This window comes from Rhizobium sp. R634, assembly GCF_002211305.1.
GTDB lineage: Bacteria > Pseudomonadota > Alphaproteobacteria > Rhizobiales > Rhizobiaceae > Rhizobium.
The window spans coordinates 83,603-100,949 of the sequence record NZ_LOKW01000001.1; the positions used below are offsets into that span (position 1 = coordinate 83,603).

The following is a 17,347-nucleotide window of genomic DNA, read 5'->3' on the forward strand; positions in this document are numbered from 1 at the left end:
CTCCTAAGCGGACAGGTCACGACGCCGATCTCAGCCATCGATTTCATTTCGCCGGGCGCATGTCGATGTGCCCGGCCGAACGACCATTGAGGATATGGTCGCTGCAGCAGGATCGCAGCTCGTATTGCGGGAGGGTCGAACATCATGAAGACACCGTGGAGATTTCTTGCCGATCTGACCTCACGTCGGCGGCCGGCCAAACCGGAGGAGAGTTCGACCGGGCGCAGTGCCGATGCCGAGGCGAGCGAAAGCGAAGCGAAATCCGCCCCGGCGGTTCCATCAGATGCCGCCGCCTCCGGCGCGCATGTCTCAGACGACCGATCGCCGGCGATATCAAGCGAGACGGAAAGTGTTCACGATGCCGGCGCGGCATCGGAGCCGCCGGTTGATGCCGCAGAGGTTCAATCGCCGGCGCTTGCCGATGCGCAGGCCCCGCTTTTCGGAGCGGTGAAGACCGGGGCAGGCGCCAAGCCTCAACGAAAGCCGCCGGCCAAGCGTCAGGGCAGCCCCAAGCGGACGCAGGCCGATGTAGTCGCAAAAAGCCTTGCCGCATCAGATCGCGCCCCCGTCGCGCCGTCGCGCGATCCTTTCTTCGACGACGTGGCGAGGCTCGACGAGGAGATCAGGGCGCTGCGAAGCGAACTGGCGCAGAAGCTTCATCGCCAGAACGCGCAGCTTAAGAAAATGCTCGAGCGTTTCGACCGCGCGTGAGTCTCTTCCGCGTCAGTCCAGGATGACGTGGGGGACGAAGCGCGAGAGGTTTGCGGTGATGCGCGATTTGTCCTCGCGGATGCCGAGGCCGCAGGCGCGGTCGCCGACGACCCAGCTGCCGAGCACCGCGAAGCCGCCGGGGCCCTCGAAGAGCGGCGTATAGCCCTGAACGATAAAACCCTCTTCGCCGTAGCCCCCGGGCGCCGCGTCGAATTCCTCTCCGTTGCGGAAGATCGTCACGTTTTCGCCTTCGCGCGACAGCAGCGGCTTGCGGACATAGTCGGTCAGCTCCGACGCCTTGGGATCGTCGGAGAAATAGCTCGGCAGCAGATTGGGATGGTTGGGGTGGCGGCGCCACAGCAGCGGCAAAAGCCCTTTGTTCGAAAGCACGGCTTTCCAGGCCGGTTCGATAAAGACGTCGCCGCTGCGGACGAGCTGCTGCCCGAAGGGCTCGCGCATCATGAATTCCCAGGGGTAGAGCTTGAAGCAGCGATCGATCACCCGATCCTGCAGATCCGTATAACGCCCCTGCGCATCGATGCCGATTTCACCGATGTCGAGCAATTGCACGCGATGGCCGGCCTGAATGGCGCAGTCCATCAGATAGACGGTCGTGCCCCGATCCTCTTCGTTGTCGGTCATGACGGCGAAGTGGAAAATGGAATCGCGGGGAAACTGCTCGAACGCCTCGACAAGGCTTTCCTGCAGCAGATTATACTGGTCGGCGCCCTCGGGCAGGACGCCGAGGCCGATCTGATCGGTCAGCCAGTTGTACTGGAAAAAGGCGGTCTCGAACACGGCGGTCGGCGTGTCCGCATTGTATTCGAGAAGCTTGACCGGGCCCGTCCCATCATAGGCGAGGTCGAAGCGGCCATAGAGATGCCGGTCGCCGCGCCGCCAGGAACGCTGCACGACGTCGCGCAGGTCGGCGGGGATGGCGAGCCGGTCGAGCGTCTCTTCGTCGTTGACGATGTCGCCGACCAGATCCATGCACATATCGTGCAGTTCCTGGCTCGGCGCTTCGATGTCAGTCTCGATCTGCTCGAGCGTGAAGGTATAGGCGGCGTCGTCGAGCCAATAGGGCTCGCCGTACATTTCGTGAAAGCCGAAGCCGACCGCCCGGGCCTTGTCGAGCCAATCCGGGCGCGCCGGAAGCGTGATGCGCTTCATCCTAACCGCCGAAACTGAAGGATGACCGGCCGCCGAAGCCCTGGCGGGCGACGGTGCGGGTGTTGACGTTGACGGGTTTTACCGTCTGGCGCACCGGCGCAACGCTGTCGCGGCTGCCCGACCGAACCGTCGTCACCAGCTCGCCGGAGCGATTGCGATAGATCGGCGTCGAGCCGCCGCCGACATAGACGGATCCGCCGATCTCCTCCTGCCGCCGGCGATAGGTGTAATAGTCGCCGATATTGTTGAGTGCCGAGGACAGGAGGTAGCCGCTCAGAAACGGCATGAAGAAGCTGCCGGTTGCTCCCATGTTGTTGGTGACCGTGCTCTTCGGCTCTTCGGCGCACTTGCCCGTTCCGAATTCGGCTTCGCAGGCGGCCATGCCGTCGAAACGCGGCGCCGTGGCGAGGTGGGCGCGCATGGCATCCTGATAGGCGGCCTGGCACACCTGCTGGTCCATGCCGGCCGATACGCACTGGTCGACGGAGGTGAACATCACCTGCGAGTCGCCGGGATCGTCTCCGCAACCGGAAAGCATCATGGTGGAAACGGCAATGGTGCCGAGTGCAAGAACTGGCGGCCTGCGGCCGGTCAGACGTCTACGCATGGCGGCCTCTCCCTCAGTAGGTCATGCAGGCGGCATTGAGGATCCCGATCACCAGAGCAATGCCGCCGCCCCACAGACCTGCCGCGATTTCGCCCCGGGTGATCTTCTCGTGCAGATCCTGCATCGTGAAGTTGGCGATGAAGAAGCCGAGAACCTGTACCAGCGTGCCGATGATGGCCCAGATGATGTAGTCGACGATGCTGACCGAATTGGCGGCGGCCGAGGCGAGCGGCAGGCTGAAGCCGATAAGCGCGCCGAGGAAAGCGGTGACCGCGGCGAGATTGCCCGCGCGGATCAGCTCGACTTCCCTGTGCGGGGTGAGCCGCGTGTAAACTGCGCCGAAAACCCCATAGGCAGCGAGACCGATGGCAAAATAGATCAGGAAGGCCGGAAGTCCCGCCACATACTCAAGCATAATAAAATTCCTCCATGGATAAATCGAAAGCCTTCAAACCCGCCTGATATCGGCCGGAGCGATGCCGTAGCCGATTAGGAATTCGATGGAACTCCCCGCAAGGCTTTGGCCCTGCTCGAGATCGCGTTCGACATTGAGCAGCAGCATTTCGCGGGTTCTGCCGAGCGGGCGGTAATAGAGCATGCAGGTCTGATGGATGGACCGCTGCTCCTCGCCGTCGTCGATGGTCTCGACGAACTGCACGAGTTCGGCGCGTTCCGGCCCTTCTCCCCAGAAGCGGTTGAAGAGGATGCCGTCGGCGTCATAGGAGGGCTGGCCGATCAGTCCGTTGGGGCCGGTCCATCGGTTCCATTCGCTCTGGCCGACCGGCACGACGCTGTCCCAGGGCCAGTAGAAGCTCACATCGTCGATTGCTTCGCCGACGGTGCCGGAGGCCGACATGACCTGCACCATGCGGTGCTCGTCGTCGTAATAGCGCGAGAGGGTCGTCGCGGCATCGAGCTGCACCTGGCCGTAGGCGGCGATGATGAACGGCCCGCTCTTCGGCAGCGGCATGGCGGGCGTGCCCGTCAGCGCGTCGGCTTCGAGCGAGAGGAAATCGATCTCCAGCGCGCCGCCGATGCTGGCGCCGAGAGGACCTCGCTCGGCCGCGAAAGTCTTGTCCTTGTTTCCTCCGAACCAGCCGATCATGGTGCATCCCCTAGTTGAGCCCAGCCAATGGCGGCCGAACTCAACCGCATTTCGCTGATGTAGTAAAGTGTCTCTCCGCCCTTCAGCAGCAGGTCGTCGCGGCAGTTGAGGTCGGTCACTCCTTTATGCAGCATTCCGACCAGGGTCACCCTGTACTGGCGCTTGAGGCCGAGGAAGACCGAGCCGTAGCTGAGCGGCGCGGAGAGCGGCGGCACCAACAGCGAGAAGGCGGTGTCGGCCGATGCGGCCGACAGAAGACGCGCTGCGATTTCGGACGAACCAGGATCGCGCGCCGAGCGCGACAGCAGTTCTTCCGCGAGCGATCCGATCGCTTCGACGCGGGGGCGGCGCTGCTTGACCATCTGCGCAGTGCGGTCGTCCTGGAAATAGGCGACGATGTGGGCGGCGGTCGCATGCTCTTCGGCGATCAGCACCGCGGCCAGCGTCTCGTCGTCGTTTGCGCCGCGGATGACGATCGACCGGGCTCCGGCCGCGCCGGCGCGGGTCAGCGCATCGGCATCCGCCAGCCGCTCGGTGCGGATGTAGTCGGCGCAGTCGCTTGCCGGATTTTCCGCCGGATCCTTGGCGATCAGCACGCTCATCGGTTCGTGCGCCTGCCGCTCGGTATGGAGCAGCCGCAGCACCTGGTGCGTCTGCCCCTCCTGCCAGCCCACCACGATGACATGGCCGGCTCTTTCGCCGTAATCGCCCAATCCCCGCATGCGGTTCCTCCAGATCGTGCCTATGCCTGTCAGTAATTTGCCGAGAACGGCGGTGAAGATCGCGATGCCGCCGGGAAGGACGAACAGGGCGACGAGCAGCCGGCCGGCCTCCGATTTTGGCGAGATGTCCCCGTAGCCGACGGTCGTCGCCGTCACCATGTAGTAATAGATGAAATCGATGAGGTTTCCGACAAGCGCGCTTTCGCCGGCGAGGGCAAGCAGCGCATAGGAAGCGACGAGATGGACGGCGAAAATCGACAGCAGCGCCGACCATGTCAGCTCGCTCAGCGATAGATAAACACGCCGCATGATCGAGCCGAGAAATATCAAGCGAGTCCATTCCCCTGTTGCCGACCGGACATATATCAACTTATGTAGGCCTCGCAAACTTTAGATTGATACTGACGATACTTTCAGCCGACGGAGGATCTTTTGGAGACCTGGACCCTAACGACCCTGACCCGCCTATTCGCAGCCGATCCCGAACCCTTGGGAGATGTCGATGTCTCCGTGCCCGATCAGGGCGACGTCATTTGCGTGACCCTCAAGGAAAAAGGCGATCTCGATGTCTTCGTGACGGTGAGCGGCGAGCGCGACATTCTGGTCAGCGCCGTTCTTCTGCCATGCAAGGACGTCCCCAAGCGGGAAGCTTTCGAGCGCATGGTGCTCAAGACGCATAAATTCGTGCCGCTCTCCAGCTTCGGGATCACCACCATCGGCGGCGAGGAATGGTATGAACTGTTCGGCTCGCTTTCGGCGCGCTCGCGCGCCGACACCATCGTCGAGGAGGTGGCTATTCTCGCCGCCAATGCGGTCGATGCGGCCAGAATGGTCGAAGAGTGGAAGAAGGGAGAAATTGCAGCGTGAGCACCTGGGGCAAGATTTTCACCGCCATTCGCGGCGGCATCAACGAGGCGGCCGAAGCAGCCGCAGACAGCCAGTCGATGCGCATTCTCGATCAGGAGATCCGGGATGCCGAGCAGTCGCTTCGCCAGGCGCGGTCGGACCTGGCGGGCATCATGGCGTCGAACAAGAGCGTCAACCGGCGGCTCGAGGAAAACCGCGCCAAGGAATACAAGGATACCGAAAGCGCCAGGGCCGCCATCGCCGCCGGCCGCACGGATCTGGCCCAGGGGCTGGCGCAGCGCATCGCCACCGTCAGGGCCGAGGTGCAGCGGGATCAGGATGAACTCGATCGCCTGCTGCCGCGCCAGCAGCAGATGCTGCGCACCATCCAGGATACCGAGGCGCGCATCACGCAGATGAAACGCGAGATCGAAAACGTCAAGGCGAACGAGTCGCTGCTGCGGGCGCAGTCGGCGATCGCGCACAGCCAGTCCGGGATCAACACCCGTCTCGGCAGCGCCGTTCAGAGCCTGGAGCGCATCAAGAAGCGCCAGGAAGCCGTTGCCGGCCGGATCGAGGCAGGCGCCGAACTCGCAGCCCTCGAAGATGGCAGCGATCTCGACCGTCAGCTTCGCGAGGCGGGTATCGGCGGCTCGAGCCACTCGGCAGACGACATTCTTGCGCAGCTGATGGCGCCGGCGGCCCCGACCGCTCTGCTGCCTCCGCCATCGGACAAGAAGTAAAGCCGGTTCCGGCCGGGGCGGGTTTATCGCCGACCCCGGCCGGGCCTGTTGATCGTCAGCCTTTCGTCAGAAGACGGCACGCGCGGTCGATGCGTGCCAGCGCCTCGATGAGTTCGCCCTCCGAGGTCGCATAGGAAATGCGGAAATAGGGTGACAGGCCGAAGGCCGAACCCGGCACGACGGCGACGTGAGCCTCCTCCAGCAGATAATCGGTGAAGTCGTGGTCGGCTTCGATCTTCCGGCCTTTCGGCGTCGTCTTGCCGATCACGCCGGCGCAGCCGGAGAAGGTGTAGAAGGCGCCTTCCGGCGTCCGGCATTCCAGCCCGTCGATGGCGTTCAACCCGGCAACGACGATGTCGCGCCGGCGGCGGAAGCTCTCCTGGCGTTCCTTCAGGAAATCCTGCGGCCCGTTCAGGGCCTCGATCGCAGCGGCCTGGCTGACGGAGGACGGGCAGGAGGTCGCCTGGCTCTGGATGACGGCCAACGCCTTGATCAGGGCTTTCGGCCCACCGGCATAGCCGATGCGCCAGCCGGTCATGGCATAGGCCTTGGAAACGCCGTTGACCGTCAGCGTCCGGCTTTTCAGCCGCGGCTCCAGCGCGGCCGGAGTGACGAAGCGAAATCCGTCATAGACGATGTGCTCGTACATATCGTCGACCATCAGCCAGACATGCGGATGGCGGAGCAGCACGTCGAGCAGCGGCCGGTAATCCTCGGCGCCATAGGCGGCACCCGAGGGGTTGGATGGCGAATTGAGCAGCACCCAGCGCGTCTTCGGCGTGATCGCCTTTTCCAGCTGGTCGGCCGTCAGCCGGAAGCCGGCCTTGGCATCGCAGGGGATCAGCACGCTGACGCCGCCTGAGATTTCGACGATGTCGGAATAGGAGGTCCAGTAGGGCGTCGGGATGATGACCTCGTCGCCGGGATCGAGGCTCGCCATGAAGGCGTTGAAGAGGATCTGCTTGGCGCCGGTTGCGACGGTCACCTCGTCGAGCGCGTAGTCGACGCCGTTCTCCCGGCGGAACTTCTCGACGATCGCCTTCTTGAGATCGGGCGAGCCGTCGAGGGCGGTATATTTCGTCTCGCCCCGGTCGATCGCCGCCTTGGCGGCTTCCTTGATATTCTGCGGCGTATCGAAATCCGGCTCGCCGGCGCCGAGCACGATGACGGGAAGGCCCTCGCGCTTCATGACCGCGGCGCGCGCGCCGATCTGCAGGATTTTCGAAACGCCGACGGAGGCGATGCGCGAGGCGGGCCTGAAGCCTGCCTCCTCGATCCGGGTGTTGATCGTCATGCCGTTATCCGATCCTATTCGATATCGAAGGAAACGCCTTGCGCCAGCGGCAGGGCCTTCGAATAGTTGATCGTGTTGGTGGCGCGGCGCATATAGGCCCGCCATGCATCCGAGCCGGATTCGCGGCCGCCGCCGGTCTCCTTCTCGCCGCCGAAAGCGCCGCCGATTTCAGCGCCCGACGTGCCGATATTGACGTTGGCAATGCCGCAGTCCGAGCCGTCGGCAGCGAGGAAACGCTCGGATTCCTGCATGTCGCGGGTGAAGATCGACGAGGAGAGGCCGGCTGCCACCGCATTGTGCTCTTCGATCACCGCGTCGAAATCGCTGTACTTCATCACGTAGAGGATCGGCGCGAAGGTTTCCTCCAGCACGGGGCCGGCCTGCTCCGGCATCTCGACGAGCGCCGGCTTCACATAATAGCTGCCGTCATGGCCGAGCTCGACGCGCTCGCCGCCATGGACGCTGCCGCCATGTTCCCTCGCCGAAGCGATCGCCTTCTGCATGGCGTCGAAGGCCGCCTTGTCGATCAGCGGGCCGACGAGGGCAGCGGATTCGAGCGGGTTGCCGACCGAAACCGAGGCATAGGCTTTCTTCAGGCGCGGCACGAGCTGATCGTAGACGCTGTCATGGACGAACAGGCGACGCATGGTGGTGCAGCGCTGGCCGGCGGTGCCCATGGCGCCGAAGGCGATGGCGCGCAGGGCCATGTCGAGATCGGCAGACGGGCAGACGATGCCGGCATTGTTGCCGCCGAGTTCGAGAATGGCGCGGGCGAAACGCTTGGCGAGCCGCGGGCCGACCTCGCGGCCCATGCGGGTCGAGCCGGTCGCCGAGACGAGGGGGACTTTCGGATTGTCGACCAGCACCTCGCCGATCGTCCGGTCGCCGATCAACACCTGCGAGAGGTTCTCGGGCGCGTCGCCGAAGCGGGCGAGCGCCCGCTCGAAGATCGCCTGGGCGGCAAGCGCGGTCAGTGGCGTCTTTTCCGAGGGCTTCCAGACGACGGGATTGCCGCAGACGATGGCAAGTGCGGCATTCCAGGCCCAGACGGCGACGGGGAAATTGAAGGCGGAAATGATGCCGACGACGCCGAGCGGATGCCAGGTTTCCATCATGCGATGGCCGGGACGTTCGGTGGCGATCGTCAGGCCGTAAAGCTGGCGCGAAAGCCCGACGGCGAAATCGCAGATGTCGATCATCTCCTGCACTTCGCCGAGCCCTTCCGACGGGATCTTGCCGGCTTCCAGCGAAACCAGGCGGCCGAGATCGGCCTTGGAGGCGCGAAGCTCCTCGCCGAAGATCCGGATCAATTCGCCGCGCTTCGGCGCCGGCACCAGGCGCCAGATACGGAAGGCCTTGTCGGCCTTTTCGATCCTGGCGGCGGCCTCGGACGCCGAGACGGTCTTGAGGCTCGCGACCTGCTCGCCGCTGACCGGGCTGTAGGACGCCATGTCGCCGCCGATATAGAGGTCTCTCGCGACGCCGAGCTTCTCCAGAAGTGCGGCGGCTTCCCTGACGACGTCGATTTTCGCAGTTGCAATGTTCATGATCGAGCTCCTGTTTTTCCTCTGGTCCAATTTAGCCGAAACGCACGCTGCCGAGCCGGGCCGGCGAGGTGAGCGCTTTCAGGCCGGCGGCCATCTGTTTTCGTTTTTCCGATGTGTAGCGGTCGTAGAAAGCCTGGTTGCGGCGGCCGATCGCGTGTTCGGCGCTGAAGCTGCCGCCATATTCCCCGACGGCGACGGTGAAGACCCAGTCCCGAAGCCGGCCCTCGAAGGTTTCGTCCTGCAGCAGGGGGCTGTCCTTCGCCACGACGAGATTGAAGTGCACGCCGCCATCGCCGATATGGCCGAAATCGCAGATCGCGACGCCGGGAAATTTCGCCGGCATCTCCGCCTTCATCCGGTCGCAGAAGCCCATGATGTCTCCTCTGCGGAAGGAAAGGTCGAAGGCGATCAGCTTGCCGAGATGCTTGACGCCCTCCGACAGGCTGTGGCGCAGAGCCCAGATTTCCTGCGGCGGGCCGGGCAGGGCATCGGCGAGCGGCGCGGACGGCAGCTCCCAGATCTCGGCGAGAGCGGTTTCGAGCACGGAATCGAGCGGCTGTTCGCCCTCGCGCGACGCCCAGGTCCGGCTGATTTCCGCCAGGATGACGTAATCGGGAACATGGCCGCCCTGAAAGGGATTGCGCAGCGACGGCACATGCGCGAAGGCGGCCTTGATGGCGTTGGCGGACATGCCTTCGAAGGCGGAGAGATAGGCGCCGAGCTTCTCTTCCATCGCTCGCAGCAGCGGCAGCACCTGTGCGCCGCCGGCCGGCACCAGAAGGGCCGTCGCGACCTGCCGGGGCAGGGGTTCGAGGTTCAGCACGCATTCGGTGACGATGCCGAAGGCGCCCGACGTGCCGATGAACAGCTGCTTCCAGTCGACGCCGGTATTGTCCTTGCGCAGATGGTTTTGCAGGTCGAGCACGGTTCCCTCGTCGTCGGCGAGCACGACCGTCAGCCCGAGCGTGTTGCGGCGCACGTCGCCATATTTGAGGAAGCGCGAGCCGCCGGTGTTGGTCGCGACCATGCCGCCGATGCGGGGATCGGCGCCGAGATCGATCGGGAAGAACAGGCCGTGCTCTTCCAGCCGTGCGTTGAGATCGGAAAGCCGCATGCCGGCATCGACCCGCACCGAGCGATTGTCGAGATCGAGATCCATGCCGCCGCCGAGACGATCCAGGCTGAGCACGACCTCGTTTCCGGACGCATCGGGCGTCGACCCGGAAACCAGCCCCGTATTGCCGGACTGCGGGACGAGCGGGATGGCGTGGCGCACGCAATAGGCGACGGCCGCGGAAACCTCGGCTGTCGACTTCGGCCTCAACACCGCGGCGGCGCGGCCGCGGTCATAGCGGGCGCCGGTTTCATAGGCTTCCAGCCCCTGCGTGAGGAGGCCTTTCTCGCCGAGGATCGCCGTCAACGCGTCGATATGTGCACGCTCCAGCGTCATTCCGCGGCAACCGAACGCAGCGCGCCGAGGCATTGGTCGATCGAAGCGGCTTCGATGCCGGCATAATGATCGAACTCGTTCAGAACCGTGGCGCCGAGATCGGTTTCGAAGCGCTTCTGGTTCGGGCTCGCGACGAATTCCTGCTGCGCGGTGTCGCCGAGGTTCGACTGGAAGATGCCGGCGGCGCTGACGGGGAGGAAATCCTCGTAGACGATCGGATCGAAACGAACGAGGCCGTCGGCGATCAGCGCCTGGAGATCGCCGGAGGCGAGCGAACCGGCCGCGCGGCCCTTTTCGGTAAGGGAGTAGCTGAAATAGCCGAGGCCCGCCCGGCGAATGCCGGCCCAGTCGTCCGGGAAGCCTTCGAAGGCCTTTGCCAGCGCCGCCTCGTATTCGCGAGCGTTGGAGCCATCGGCGGCCGGGCGGACGATCTTGCGCGACGCTTCCAGGCGTTCGTCGTAGAGCGCGCGGCCCTTCGGCGTCAGCGCGATGCCGCGCTGCTCGATTTCGCCGAAACGGGCGGTGTGCGAGCCGGGCTTCCAGCTGCCGTCGCCGGCCGCGAAGGAAACCGGCTCTTCCAATGCCTTGAACGAGGTCTGGCGCAGCAGGATCGGGCATTTGCGCGTCGGCGGGCCTTCGACGACGGCCTTCGGCGCAATGCCATATTCCGGCATCAGCGCCTGAACCCTGTCGATATCGAGCGTGCGGGGCGTCAGGTGGTTGATGTGCGGCCCCTTGAAGGATACGACATCGGCGATCAGCCGGTGCGCGTCGTGCAGGCGCTTGTACATGCCGGCATCGACATTGGCCTTGTCATGCCAGCGGAAGGTTTCGAGCACTTCCGAAACGAAGCGGCCGGCCTCGGCCTTGTCGAGGCCGCCGTCGCGCTCCGCCTTCTCGGTCAGTTCGACGGCGCCCGGCGTAAAGATCCGGCGTCCGGCAAGCACGGCTTCCGCTTCGGCGCGCAGGGTCTCGTCCTTGATCAGGTCGAGGCGCAGGAGCGAAGTGAAGACACGGAACGGGTTGCGCTTCAACGCGGCTTCGCCGACCGGCCGGAAGGCCGTGGAATGGACGGGAACGCCGGCTGTCGAAAGGTCGTAATAGCCGACGGGATACATGCCCATGACGGCGAAGACGCGGCGCATCATCGCGAGTTCTGCCGCCGTCCCCAGGCGGATCGCGCCGTGGCGTTCCTCGGAGATGCGCTCCAGCGAGTCGGTGGCGTCGAGCCGTTCCTTCAATTCGGGGTCCGCAGCCAGCGCCTCGCCATTCACCCGGGCGACCAGCTCCATCAGCGTGCCGTAGGCCGGCACCTCCTGGCGGTACATGGCGGACATGGCGGCGGAAAAGGCTGAGCGGATGTCGTCTGATGAAACGTGGTTTTGCAAGGCCACCTCCTTCAAGGGAAATTGCGATCGGCTGGCGCGCATCTTATGCGTTGTTGTGCCGCTCATGTTGTGAGATTAGATGTTCAGTTGATGCGGAAATGGAATGACCATGCGCCGAAGGCTGATACCCGACATTGCCAATCTGCAGGCTTTCGAATCCGCCGCGCGCCACGGGAATTTCACCCGCGCGGCGGCCGAACTCAACCTGACGCAAAGCGCAGTCAGCCGGCAAATCAGGGATTTGGAGCAGCAGACCGGGTTGCTGCTGTTCGAAAGAGTGCGCCAGCGCGTGGTTCTCTCGGAAGCCGGCGCGCGCTTCCTGCCGGATGTCCGGAAATTGCTCGGGCAATCCGAAAAGCTCATGATCGGCGCCATGGCCGCCGAGCATATGCGGCAGTCGCTGCACATCGCAACCCTGCCGACATTCGGCGCCCGCTGGCTGGTGCCGCGGCTCGGCGGCTTCATGGCGCTGTCCGATGTCGCCGTCACCATCGAGTCCCGCTCGCAGCCCTTCGTCTTCGAGGATGAGAATTTCGATCTGGCCATCCATTACGGCCAGCCCGTCTGGCCGCGCGCCACCTGCACCTTCCTGTGCAACGAGACCGTGCTGCCCGTCGTCAAGCGCGAGGTGGCGGAGCGATGGGCGCTCGAAGACCCGAGCGGCCTGTCGACCATACCGCTCATCCACCTGACGACCCGCCCGCGGCTCTGGTCGGATTGGTTCGATGCGCATGCCGTCGTCAGCGACAACGCCTATCGCGGCCTGCGGCTGGACCAGTTCTCGATGATCACTGCCGCGGCCGTTGCTGGGCTCGGCGCTGCTCTGCTTCCCTCATATCTGATCGAAGAGGAGCTGCGCAGCGGCATATTGGTCTCGCTCTTCGATCTGCCGATGGCGACTGACAACAGCTATTACATCGCCGTTCCCGAGGAGAAGCGGCAGAACGCCACGGCGAGGAATTTCGTCGAATGGCTGACCGCGCAGGTCGGGGCCGATCCCTCCGCGCAAAGCGAGACACACGCGTGATGATCGGCCGGCATAAGCCGTCCGATCACAACAGGTCAGGTCAGGATCAGACCTCGTCGCGCTGGGCGCGCAGATTGGTGACGACGCGCCGGTTCTGCACCTTGCAGGAGCGTTCCGTGCAGTCGCGCACTTCGCGGTCGTTGCCGTAGCCCTTCGCCCACATCCGCCTTGCGTCCACGCCCTTCGAGACGAGATAGGCCATCGCCGCATCGGCGCGCTGCTGCGACAGGGTTTTCATCTTGGTCTCGGAGCCGGAATCGTCGGCAAAGCCCTGCAGCTTGATCAGCCAGTTCGGGTTCCGGGCGAGCCAGGCGGCCTGGCTGTCCAGCGTCGCCATGGCGACGGAATCGAGTCTCGCGGAATCCTGCGCGAAATAGATCCGCCGGCCGACATTGAGGATGAAGTCCTCTTCGCTGCCGGCAGAGACACTCTCGAAGCCGGGAGCGGGATCGTTGGTCTGGCCGGTCATCGGCGCGGCGGGCGGTTCTTCCACCGAAGCGATATCGGTGGTGGAGCAGGCGGCAAGCGCCAGGAACATGGCCGCGGTGAAAAGGCGGCGCGCAAATCCGGTCGAAACAAACATCGGGACGTCTTCCTTATTCGACCGCGGTGACTTCGGTGGCCTGAGGGGCCTGAGGGGCCTGATCGGCGATATGCGGCAGGACCTGCACGGCGGTGCCGATCGGGCAGCGCTGGTAGAGATCGATGGCATCCTCGTTGAACATGCGGATGCAGCCGCTGGAGGCATCCTTGCCGATGCTCCAGGGCTCCAGCGTGCCGTGGAAACGATAGCCGGTGTCGACGCCGTCGCGATGCAGATACATGGCGCGGGGGCCGAGCGGATTCTTCGGCGAGCCGCCTGCCACGAATTCCGGCAGTTCGGGATGGCGCTTGCGCATCTCAGGCGGCGGCGTCCAGCGCGGCCAGAGCGATTTGCTGTCGATCGTGGCGCGGCCGAACCACTTGAAGCCCTCGCGGCCGACGCCGACGCCGTAGCGGATGGCCGTCTTGTTCTCCATGATCAGGTAGAGGAAGTGATGCCTTGTATCGACGACGACGGTGCCGATCGGCTCGCTGCTGAAATATTTGACGACCTGGCGGTGCCACCGCTTGTCGATCTTGGCGAAGTTCGTCGCTCGGAACGTTACCCCGTTATCGACGGCAGTGCCGGCAAAAAAGGAAGAGGCCTGGGCGAAAGCCGGCCTCCCGACCGCGCCGGCGCCAAGTAACGCCAAACCGCCAAGCAAAAATTCCCTGCGAGTCCCCACCATCGGCTATATCCCCCTAAAGCCCAAGCAGCGAGGTGGCAGTAAAGCAGATTTTTCATTTGCGACAACAAAAAATGCCGCCGCGCCTTTTCTTTCTGCAACTGGCCGCAACAGGCCGAGAGTGCCGAAGACACTTCCCGGCCCCTGCTCCTAAGCCTCAGGCGATGCCGCCGAGGCAGACATATTTGATTTCGGTGAATTCCTCGATGCCGTATTTCGAGCCCTCGCGGCCGAGACCGGAAAGCTTGACGCCGCCGAAGGGGGCTTCGGCCGTCGAGATCAGCCCGGTGTTGACGCCGACCATGCCGTATTCCAGCGCCTCGGCCACCCGGAACACCCGGGAAAGATCCTTGGCGTAGAAATAGGAGGCAAGCCCGAACTCGGTGTCGTTGGCCTGGGCGATCACATCGGCCTCGTCCTTGAAGCGGAAGAGCGGTGCCACCGGCCCGAAGGTTTCTTCCTTGGCGACCGCCATGGCCGGGGTGACGTCGGCGAGCACGGTGGCCTCATAGAAGCGGCCGCCGAGCCGGTGGCGACGGCCGCCGGCAACGACCCGGCCGCCCTTCGACAGCGCATCGGCGACATGTTCCTCGACCTTGGCAAGGGCAGACGCGTCGATCAGCGGGCCGAGATTGATGCCTTCGTCGAAACCGTTGCCGGTCTTCAATGCCCCGACCGCCTTGGAGAGCTTCTCGGCAAAAGCGTCATAGACGCCCTCCTGCACATAGAGCCGGTTGGCGCAGACGCAGGTCTGGCCATTGTTGCGGAACTTGGCGATCAGCGCGCCTTCGACGGCCGCATCGAGATCGGCATCGTCGAAGACGATGAAGGGAGCATTGCCGCCGAGCTCCAGCCCGAGCTTCTTGATGGTCGGGGCGCTCTGCCGGTAGAGCTCGGCGCCGACCTCGGTCGAGCCGGTGAAGGTCAGCTTGCGCACGATCGGGCTTGCGGTCATCTCGCCGCCGATGGCGCGCGCCGAACCGGTGAGCACGCTGAACAGGCCCTTGGGCAAGCCGGCGCGTTCGGCGAGGATGGCGATGGCGATCGCCGAAAACGGCGTCTGCGAGGCCGGCTTCAGCACCATGGCGCAGCCGGCGGCAAAGGCAGGGCCTGCCTTGCGGGTGATCATCGCATTCGGGAAGTTCCACGGAGTGATCGCCGCGACGACGCCGATCGGCTGTTTCATGACAAGGATGCGCTTGTCCTTCTGATGGCCGGGCACGATGTCGCCATAGAGGCGCCGGGCCTCCTCGGCAAACCATTCGATGAAGCTTGCGCCATAGGCGATCTCGCCCTTGGCCTCGGCGAGCGGCTTGCCCTGTTCCGCCGTCAGGATGCGGCCGAGATCGTCCTGATTGTCCATCATCAGTTCGAACCAGCGCCGCAGGATCACCGCGCGCTCCTTGGCGGTGCGCGCCGCCCATTCCTTCTGCGCTACCTCGGCTGCGGCAATCGCCGCCTTCGTCTCGGCAGCCCCGAGATTGGGAACGCGGCCGAGGATCTCGCCGGTCGCGGGATTGTCGACGGCAATGCCGTCTTCCCCGGCCTCGATCCACGCACCGCCGACCAAGGCCGCCTGCCGGAACAATGTTGCGTCCTTCAATTGCATGACTGTCTCCTCTTTGAATATCTTTTTCGAGTCGCGGCGATGCTCCAACTCTTTTCGCATTTGCGCAATTCCGGAGTGGGAAATCTCTGAGCGGTTTTTCGGGAATTGCTCCGGCCGATGCCGAAGCCCGAGCACCAACCATTCATGAGCTGGTTCAATAACTGCATGCAAGATTTCTCATCTACTCATCCGCGCCAACCGGCCTACCTCTAGAGCTGCCACCAATTCCGCCCACCCGCCTGTACGGGCGCCTCCCAAGATGAAGTGGAGCTGATATGCATAGCGATCAACTTGAAATCTCCCGCCGGGACTTACTTATCTCGTCGGCTGCGGCAGTCGCGGTCACCGGGGCCGCGACGGTCGCGGCGGCTCAACCCTCTGGGAGCGACATGGCTCTGACCTCCAAACTATCCCTCACCGTCAACGGCAAGCGCCACGACATCGAAATCGACAACCGAACCACGCTGCTCGACGCATTGCGCGAACATCTTCACCTCACGGGCACGAAGAAGGGCTGCGACCACGGCCAATGCGGTGCATGCACCGTCATGGTGGACGGGCGCAGGATCAATTCCTGTCTGACGCTCGCCGTCATGCATGGCGGCGATCAGGTGACGACCATCGAAGGGCTGGGGCAGCCTGGCGACCTTCACCCGATGCAGGCGGCTTTCGTCAAACATGACGGTTTCCAGTGCGGCTATTGCACGCCGGGGCAGATCTGTTCCTCCGTGGCGGTGCTCGAGGAGATCAAGGCGAATATCCCGAGCCACGTCACCGGCGATCTCACCGCGCAGGCGCAGGTCACGCCTGCGGAGATCCGCGAACGCATGAGCGGCAATATCTGTCGCTGCGGCGCCTATTCGAACATCCTCGACGCCATCGTCGAAGTCGCGGGGACAAAAGCATGAGAGCCTTCACCTATGAGCGTGCGGCAACGATTGAGGCCGCCGCCAAATCCGCCGCCGCCAATCCGAACGCCAAGTTCATCGCCGGCGGCACCAATCTTCTCGACCTGATGAAACTGGAGATCGAGACGCCGACGCATCTGATCGACGTCAACGGCCTCGGCGTCGACAAGATCGAAGCGACGCCGGAAGGAGGACTGCGCATCGGCGCGCTGGTGCGAAACACCGATCTTGCCGCCCATGAAACCGTGCGGCGCGACTATGGGCTTCTGTCCCGCGCGCTCGTCGCCGGCGCTTCCGGCCAGCTGCGCAACAGGGCGACCACGGCAGGCAACCTCCTGCAGCGGACGCGCTGTCCCTATTTCTATGACACCAACCAGCCGTGCAACAAGCGCCAGCCGGGCAGCGGCTGTTCGGCGATCGGCGGCTTCAGCCGCCAGCATGCCGTCGTCGGGACGAGCGAGGCCTGCATCGCCACCCATCCGAGCGACATGGCGATCGCCATGCGGGCGCTCGACGCCGTAGTCGAGACCGTCAGGCCAGACGGCAGCCGCCGATCCATACCGATCGCCGAATTTCATCGCCTGCCGGGCGACACGCCCGATATCGAGACGGTGCTCGAACGCGGCGAGTTCGTCGTCGCGGTGCTCCTGCCTGCGCCGGTCGGCGGCCGGCAGATCTACCGGAAGGTTCGCGACCGCGCGTCCTATGCTTTCGCGCTGGTTTCCGTCGGTGCGGTCATCCAGCCTGACGGCACCGGACGCGTGGCCGTCGGCGGCATCGCCCACAAGCCCTGGCGGGTCGAGGCGGCGGATGCCGCGCTTCCGAAGGGAGCAAGGGCGGCGGCCGCGGCACTTCTCGCCGACGCCCGCCCGACCGAACAGAACCGATTCAAGGTCGATCTTGTCGAGCGCACGCTCGGCGCGGTCATCGCCGAAGCCAAGGGATGAGATGA

At 64.4% G+C, this 17,347-nt stretch carries 18 protein-coding genes; 6 read left to right on the top strand and 12 right to left on the bottom strand.

Features of this window, described 5'->3' with window-relative positions:
* The first annotated feature begins 144 nt into the window (after positions 1 to 144).
* A complete protein-coding gene (locus tag ATY77_RS00390; RefSeq protein WP_088685587.1) occupies positions 145 to 711 on the top strand; it encodes a hypothetical protein in 567 nt (188 codons plus the stop codon).
* Between the two features lie 12 nt (positions 712 to 723).
* Here ATY77_RS00390 and ATY77_RS00395 read toward each other — a convergent pair whose 3' ends face one another.
* From ATY77_RS00395 to ATY77_RS00415, 5 genes are read right to left on the bottom strand one after another with little or no spacing between them, the layout of a single operon-like run.
* A complete protein-coding gene (locus ATY77_RS00395; RefSeq protein ID WP_088685588.1) occupies positions 724 to 1,881 on the bottom strand; it encodes a glutathionylspermidine synthase family protein in 1,158 nt (385 codons plus the stop codon).
* A gap of 1 nt (position 1,882) precedes the next feature.
* Positions 1,883 to 2,488: a DUF1190 domain-containing protein gene (locus tag ATY77_RS00400; protein WP_088675476.1), complete on the bottom strand. Its 606-nt coding sequence runs from the start codon at positions 2,486 to 2,488 to the stop codon at positions 1,883 to 1,885.
* A gap of 13 nt (positions 2,489 to 2,501) precedes the next feature.
* On the bottom strand, positions 2,502 to 2,903 hold the full coding sequence (locus tag ATY77_RS00405) for a DUF350 domain-containing protein (protein ID WP_088685589.1): 402 nt from the start codon (positions 2,901 to 2,903) through the stop codon (positions 2,502 to 2,504).
* A 33-nt stretch (positions 2,904 to 2,936) separates the two neighbouring features.
* Complete coding sequence (locus ATY77_RS00410; RefSeq protein WP_088685590.1) at positions 2,937 to 3,593, bottom strand: YjfK family protein; 657 nt, start codon at positions 3,591 to 3,593, stop codon at positions 2,937 to 2,939.
* Positions 3,590 to 4,645 carry an ion channel gene (locus tag ATY77_RS00415; RefSeq protein WP_088685591.1) on the bottom strand — a complete coding sequence of 352 codons (1,056 nt, stop codon included), beginning with the start codon at positions 4,643 to 4,645 and terminating at the stop codon, positions 3,590 to 3,592. The genes ATY77_RS00410 and ATY77_RS00415 overlap by 4 nt, the downstream gene beginning before the upstream one ends.
* 102 nt (positions 4,646 to 4,747) lie before the next feature.
* On the opposite strand from ATY77_RS00415, the gene ATY77_RS00420 reads away from it, so the two are divergent.
* Entirely contained in the window at positions 4,748 to 5,182 is a 435-nt protein-coding gene (locus ATY77_RS00420) for a YjfI family protein (RefSeq protein WP_088675480.1), read from the top strand.
* Positions 5,179 to 5,904 (top strand): PspA/IM30 family protein, encoded by a 726-nt coding sequence (locus ATY77_RS00425; RefSeq protein ID WP_088675481.1) that lies wholly within the window; start codon positions 5,179 to 5,181, stop codon positions 5,902 to 5,904. Before ATY77_RS00420 ends, ATY77_RS00425 begins: the two co-directional genes overlap by 4 nt.
* 55 nt (positions 5,905 to 5,959) lie before the next feature.
* On the opposite strand, the gene ATY77_RS00430 is transcribed toward ATY77_RS00425, so the two are convergent.
* From ATY77_RS00430 to ATY77_RS00445, 4 genes are read right to left on the bottom strand one after another with little or no spacing between them, the layout of a single operon-like run.
* Positions 5,960 to 7,198, bottom strand: a complete 1,239-nt coding sequence (locus tag ATY77_RS00430; protein WP_088685592.1) for a pyridoxal phosphate-dependent aminotransferase — start codon at positions 7,196 to 7,198, stop codon at positions 5,960 to 5,962.
* A 14-nt stretch (positions 7,199 to 7,212) separates the two neighbouring features.
* Positions 7,213 to 8,745, bottom strand: a complete 1,533-nt coding sequence (locus ATY77_RS00435) for an aldehyde dehydrogenase family protein (protein WP_088685593.1) — start codon at positions 8,743 to 8,745, stop codon at positions 7,213 to 7,215.
* 31 nt (positions 8,746 to 8,776) lie between these two features.
* Positions 8,777 to 10,195 carry an FAD-binding oxidoreductase gene (locus ATY77_RS00440; protein ID WP_088685594.1) on the bottom strand — a complete coding sequence of 473 codons (1,419 nt, stop codon included), beginning with the start codon at positions 10,193 to 10,195 and terminating at the stop codon, positions 8,777 to 8,779.
* Complete coding sequence (locus ATY77_RS00445; RefSeq protein WP_088686212.1) at positions 10,192 to 11,625, bottom strand: VOC family protein; 1,434 nt, start codon at positions 11,623 to 11,625, stop codon at positions 10,192 to 10,194. Before ATY77_RS00445 ends, ATY77_RS00440 begins: the two co-directional genes overlap by 4 nt.
* Before the next feature lie 61 nt (positions 11,626 to 11,686).
* Between ATY77_RS00445 and ATY77_RS00450 the strand changes: the two genes are divergently transcribed.
* Complete coding sequence (locus ATY77_RS00450; RefSeq protein WP_088685595.1) at positions 11,687 to 12,610, top strand: LysR family transcriptional regulator; 924 nt, start codon at positions 11,687 to 11,689, stop codon at positions 12,608 to 12,610.
* A gap of 46 nt (positions 12,611 to 12,656) precedes the next feature.
* On the opposite strand, the gene ATY77_RS00455 is transcribed toward ATY77_RS00450, so the two are convergent.
* The 3 genes from ATY77_RS00455 to gabD all read right to left on the bottom strand — a co-directional run bounded on the left by ATY77_RS00455 (position 12,657) and on the right by gabD (position 15,487).
* Entirely contained in the window at positions 12,657 to 13,193 is a 537-nt protein-coding gene (locus tag ATY77_RS00455; RefSeq protein ID WP_088685596.1) for an OmpA family protein, read from the bottom strand.
* A gap of 13 nt (positions 13,194 to 13,206) precedes the next feature.
* On the bottom strand, positions 13,207 to 13,881 hold the full coding sequence (locus tag ATY77_RS00460) for a L,D-transpeptidase (protein WP_088685597.1): 675 nt from the start codon (positions 13,879 to 13,881) through the stop codon (positions 13,207 to 13,209).
* Positions 13,882 to 14,035: 154 nt separating this feature from the next.
* A complete protein-coding gene (gene gabD / locus ATY77_RS00465) occupies positions 14,036 to 15,487 on the bottom strand; it encodes an NADP-dependent succinate-semialdehyde dehydrogenase (RefSeq protein ID WP_088686213.1) in 1,452 nt (483 codons plus the stop codon).
* A gap of 275 nt (positions 15,488 to 15,762) precedes the next feature.
* On the opposite strand from gabD, the gene paoA reads away from it, so the two are divergent.
* Both paoA and ATY77_RS00475 read left to right on the top strand, forming a co-directional pair.
* Positions 15,763 to 16,395, top strand: a complete 633-nt coding sequence (gene paoA / locus ATY77_RS00470) for an aldehyde dehydrogenase iron-sulfur subunit PaoA (RefSeq protein WP_088685598.1) — start codon at positions 15,763 to 15,765, stop codon at positions 16,393 to 16,395.
* A complete protein-coding gene (locus ATY77_RS00475; RefSeq protein ID WP_088685599.1) occupies positions 16,392 to 17,342 on the top strand; it encodes a xanthine dehydrogenase family protein subunit M in 951 nt (316 codons plus the stop codon). The genes paoA and ATY77_RS00475 overlap by 4 nt, the downstream gene beginning before the upstream one ends.
* Positions 17,343 to 17,347 lie beyond the last annotated feature (5 nt).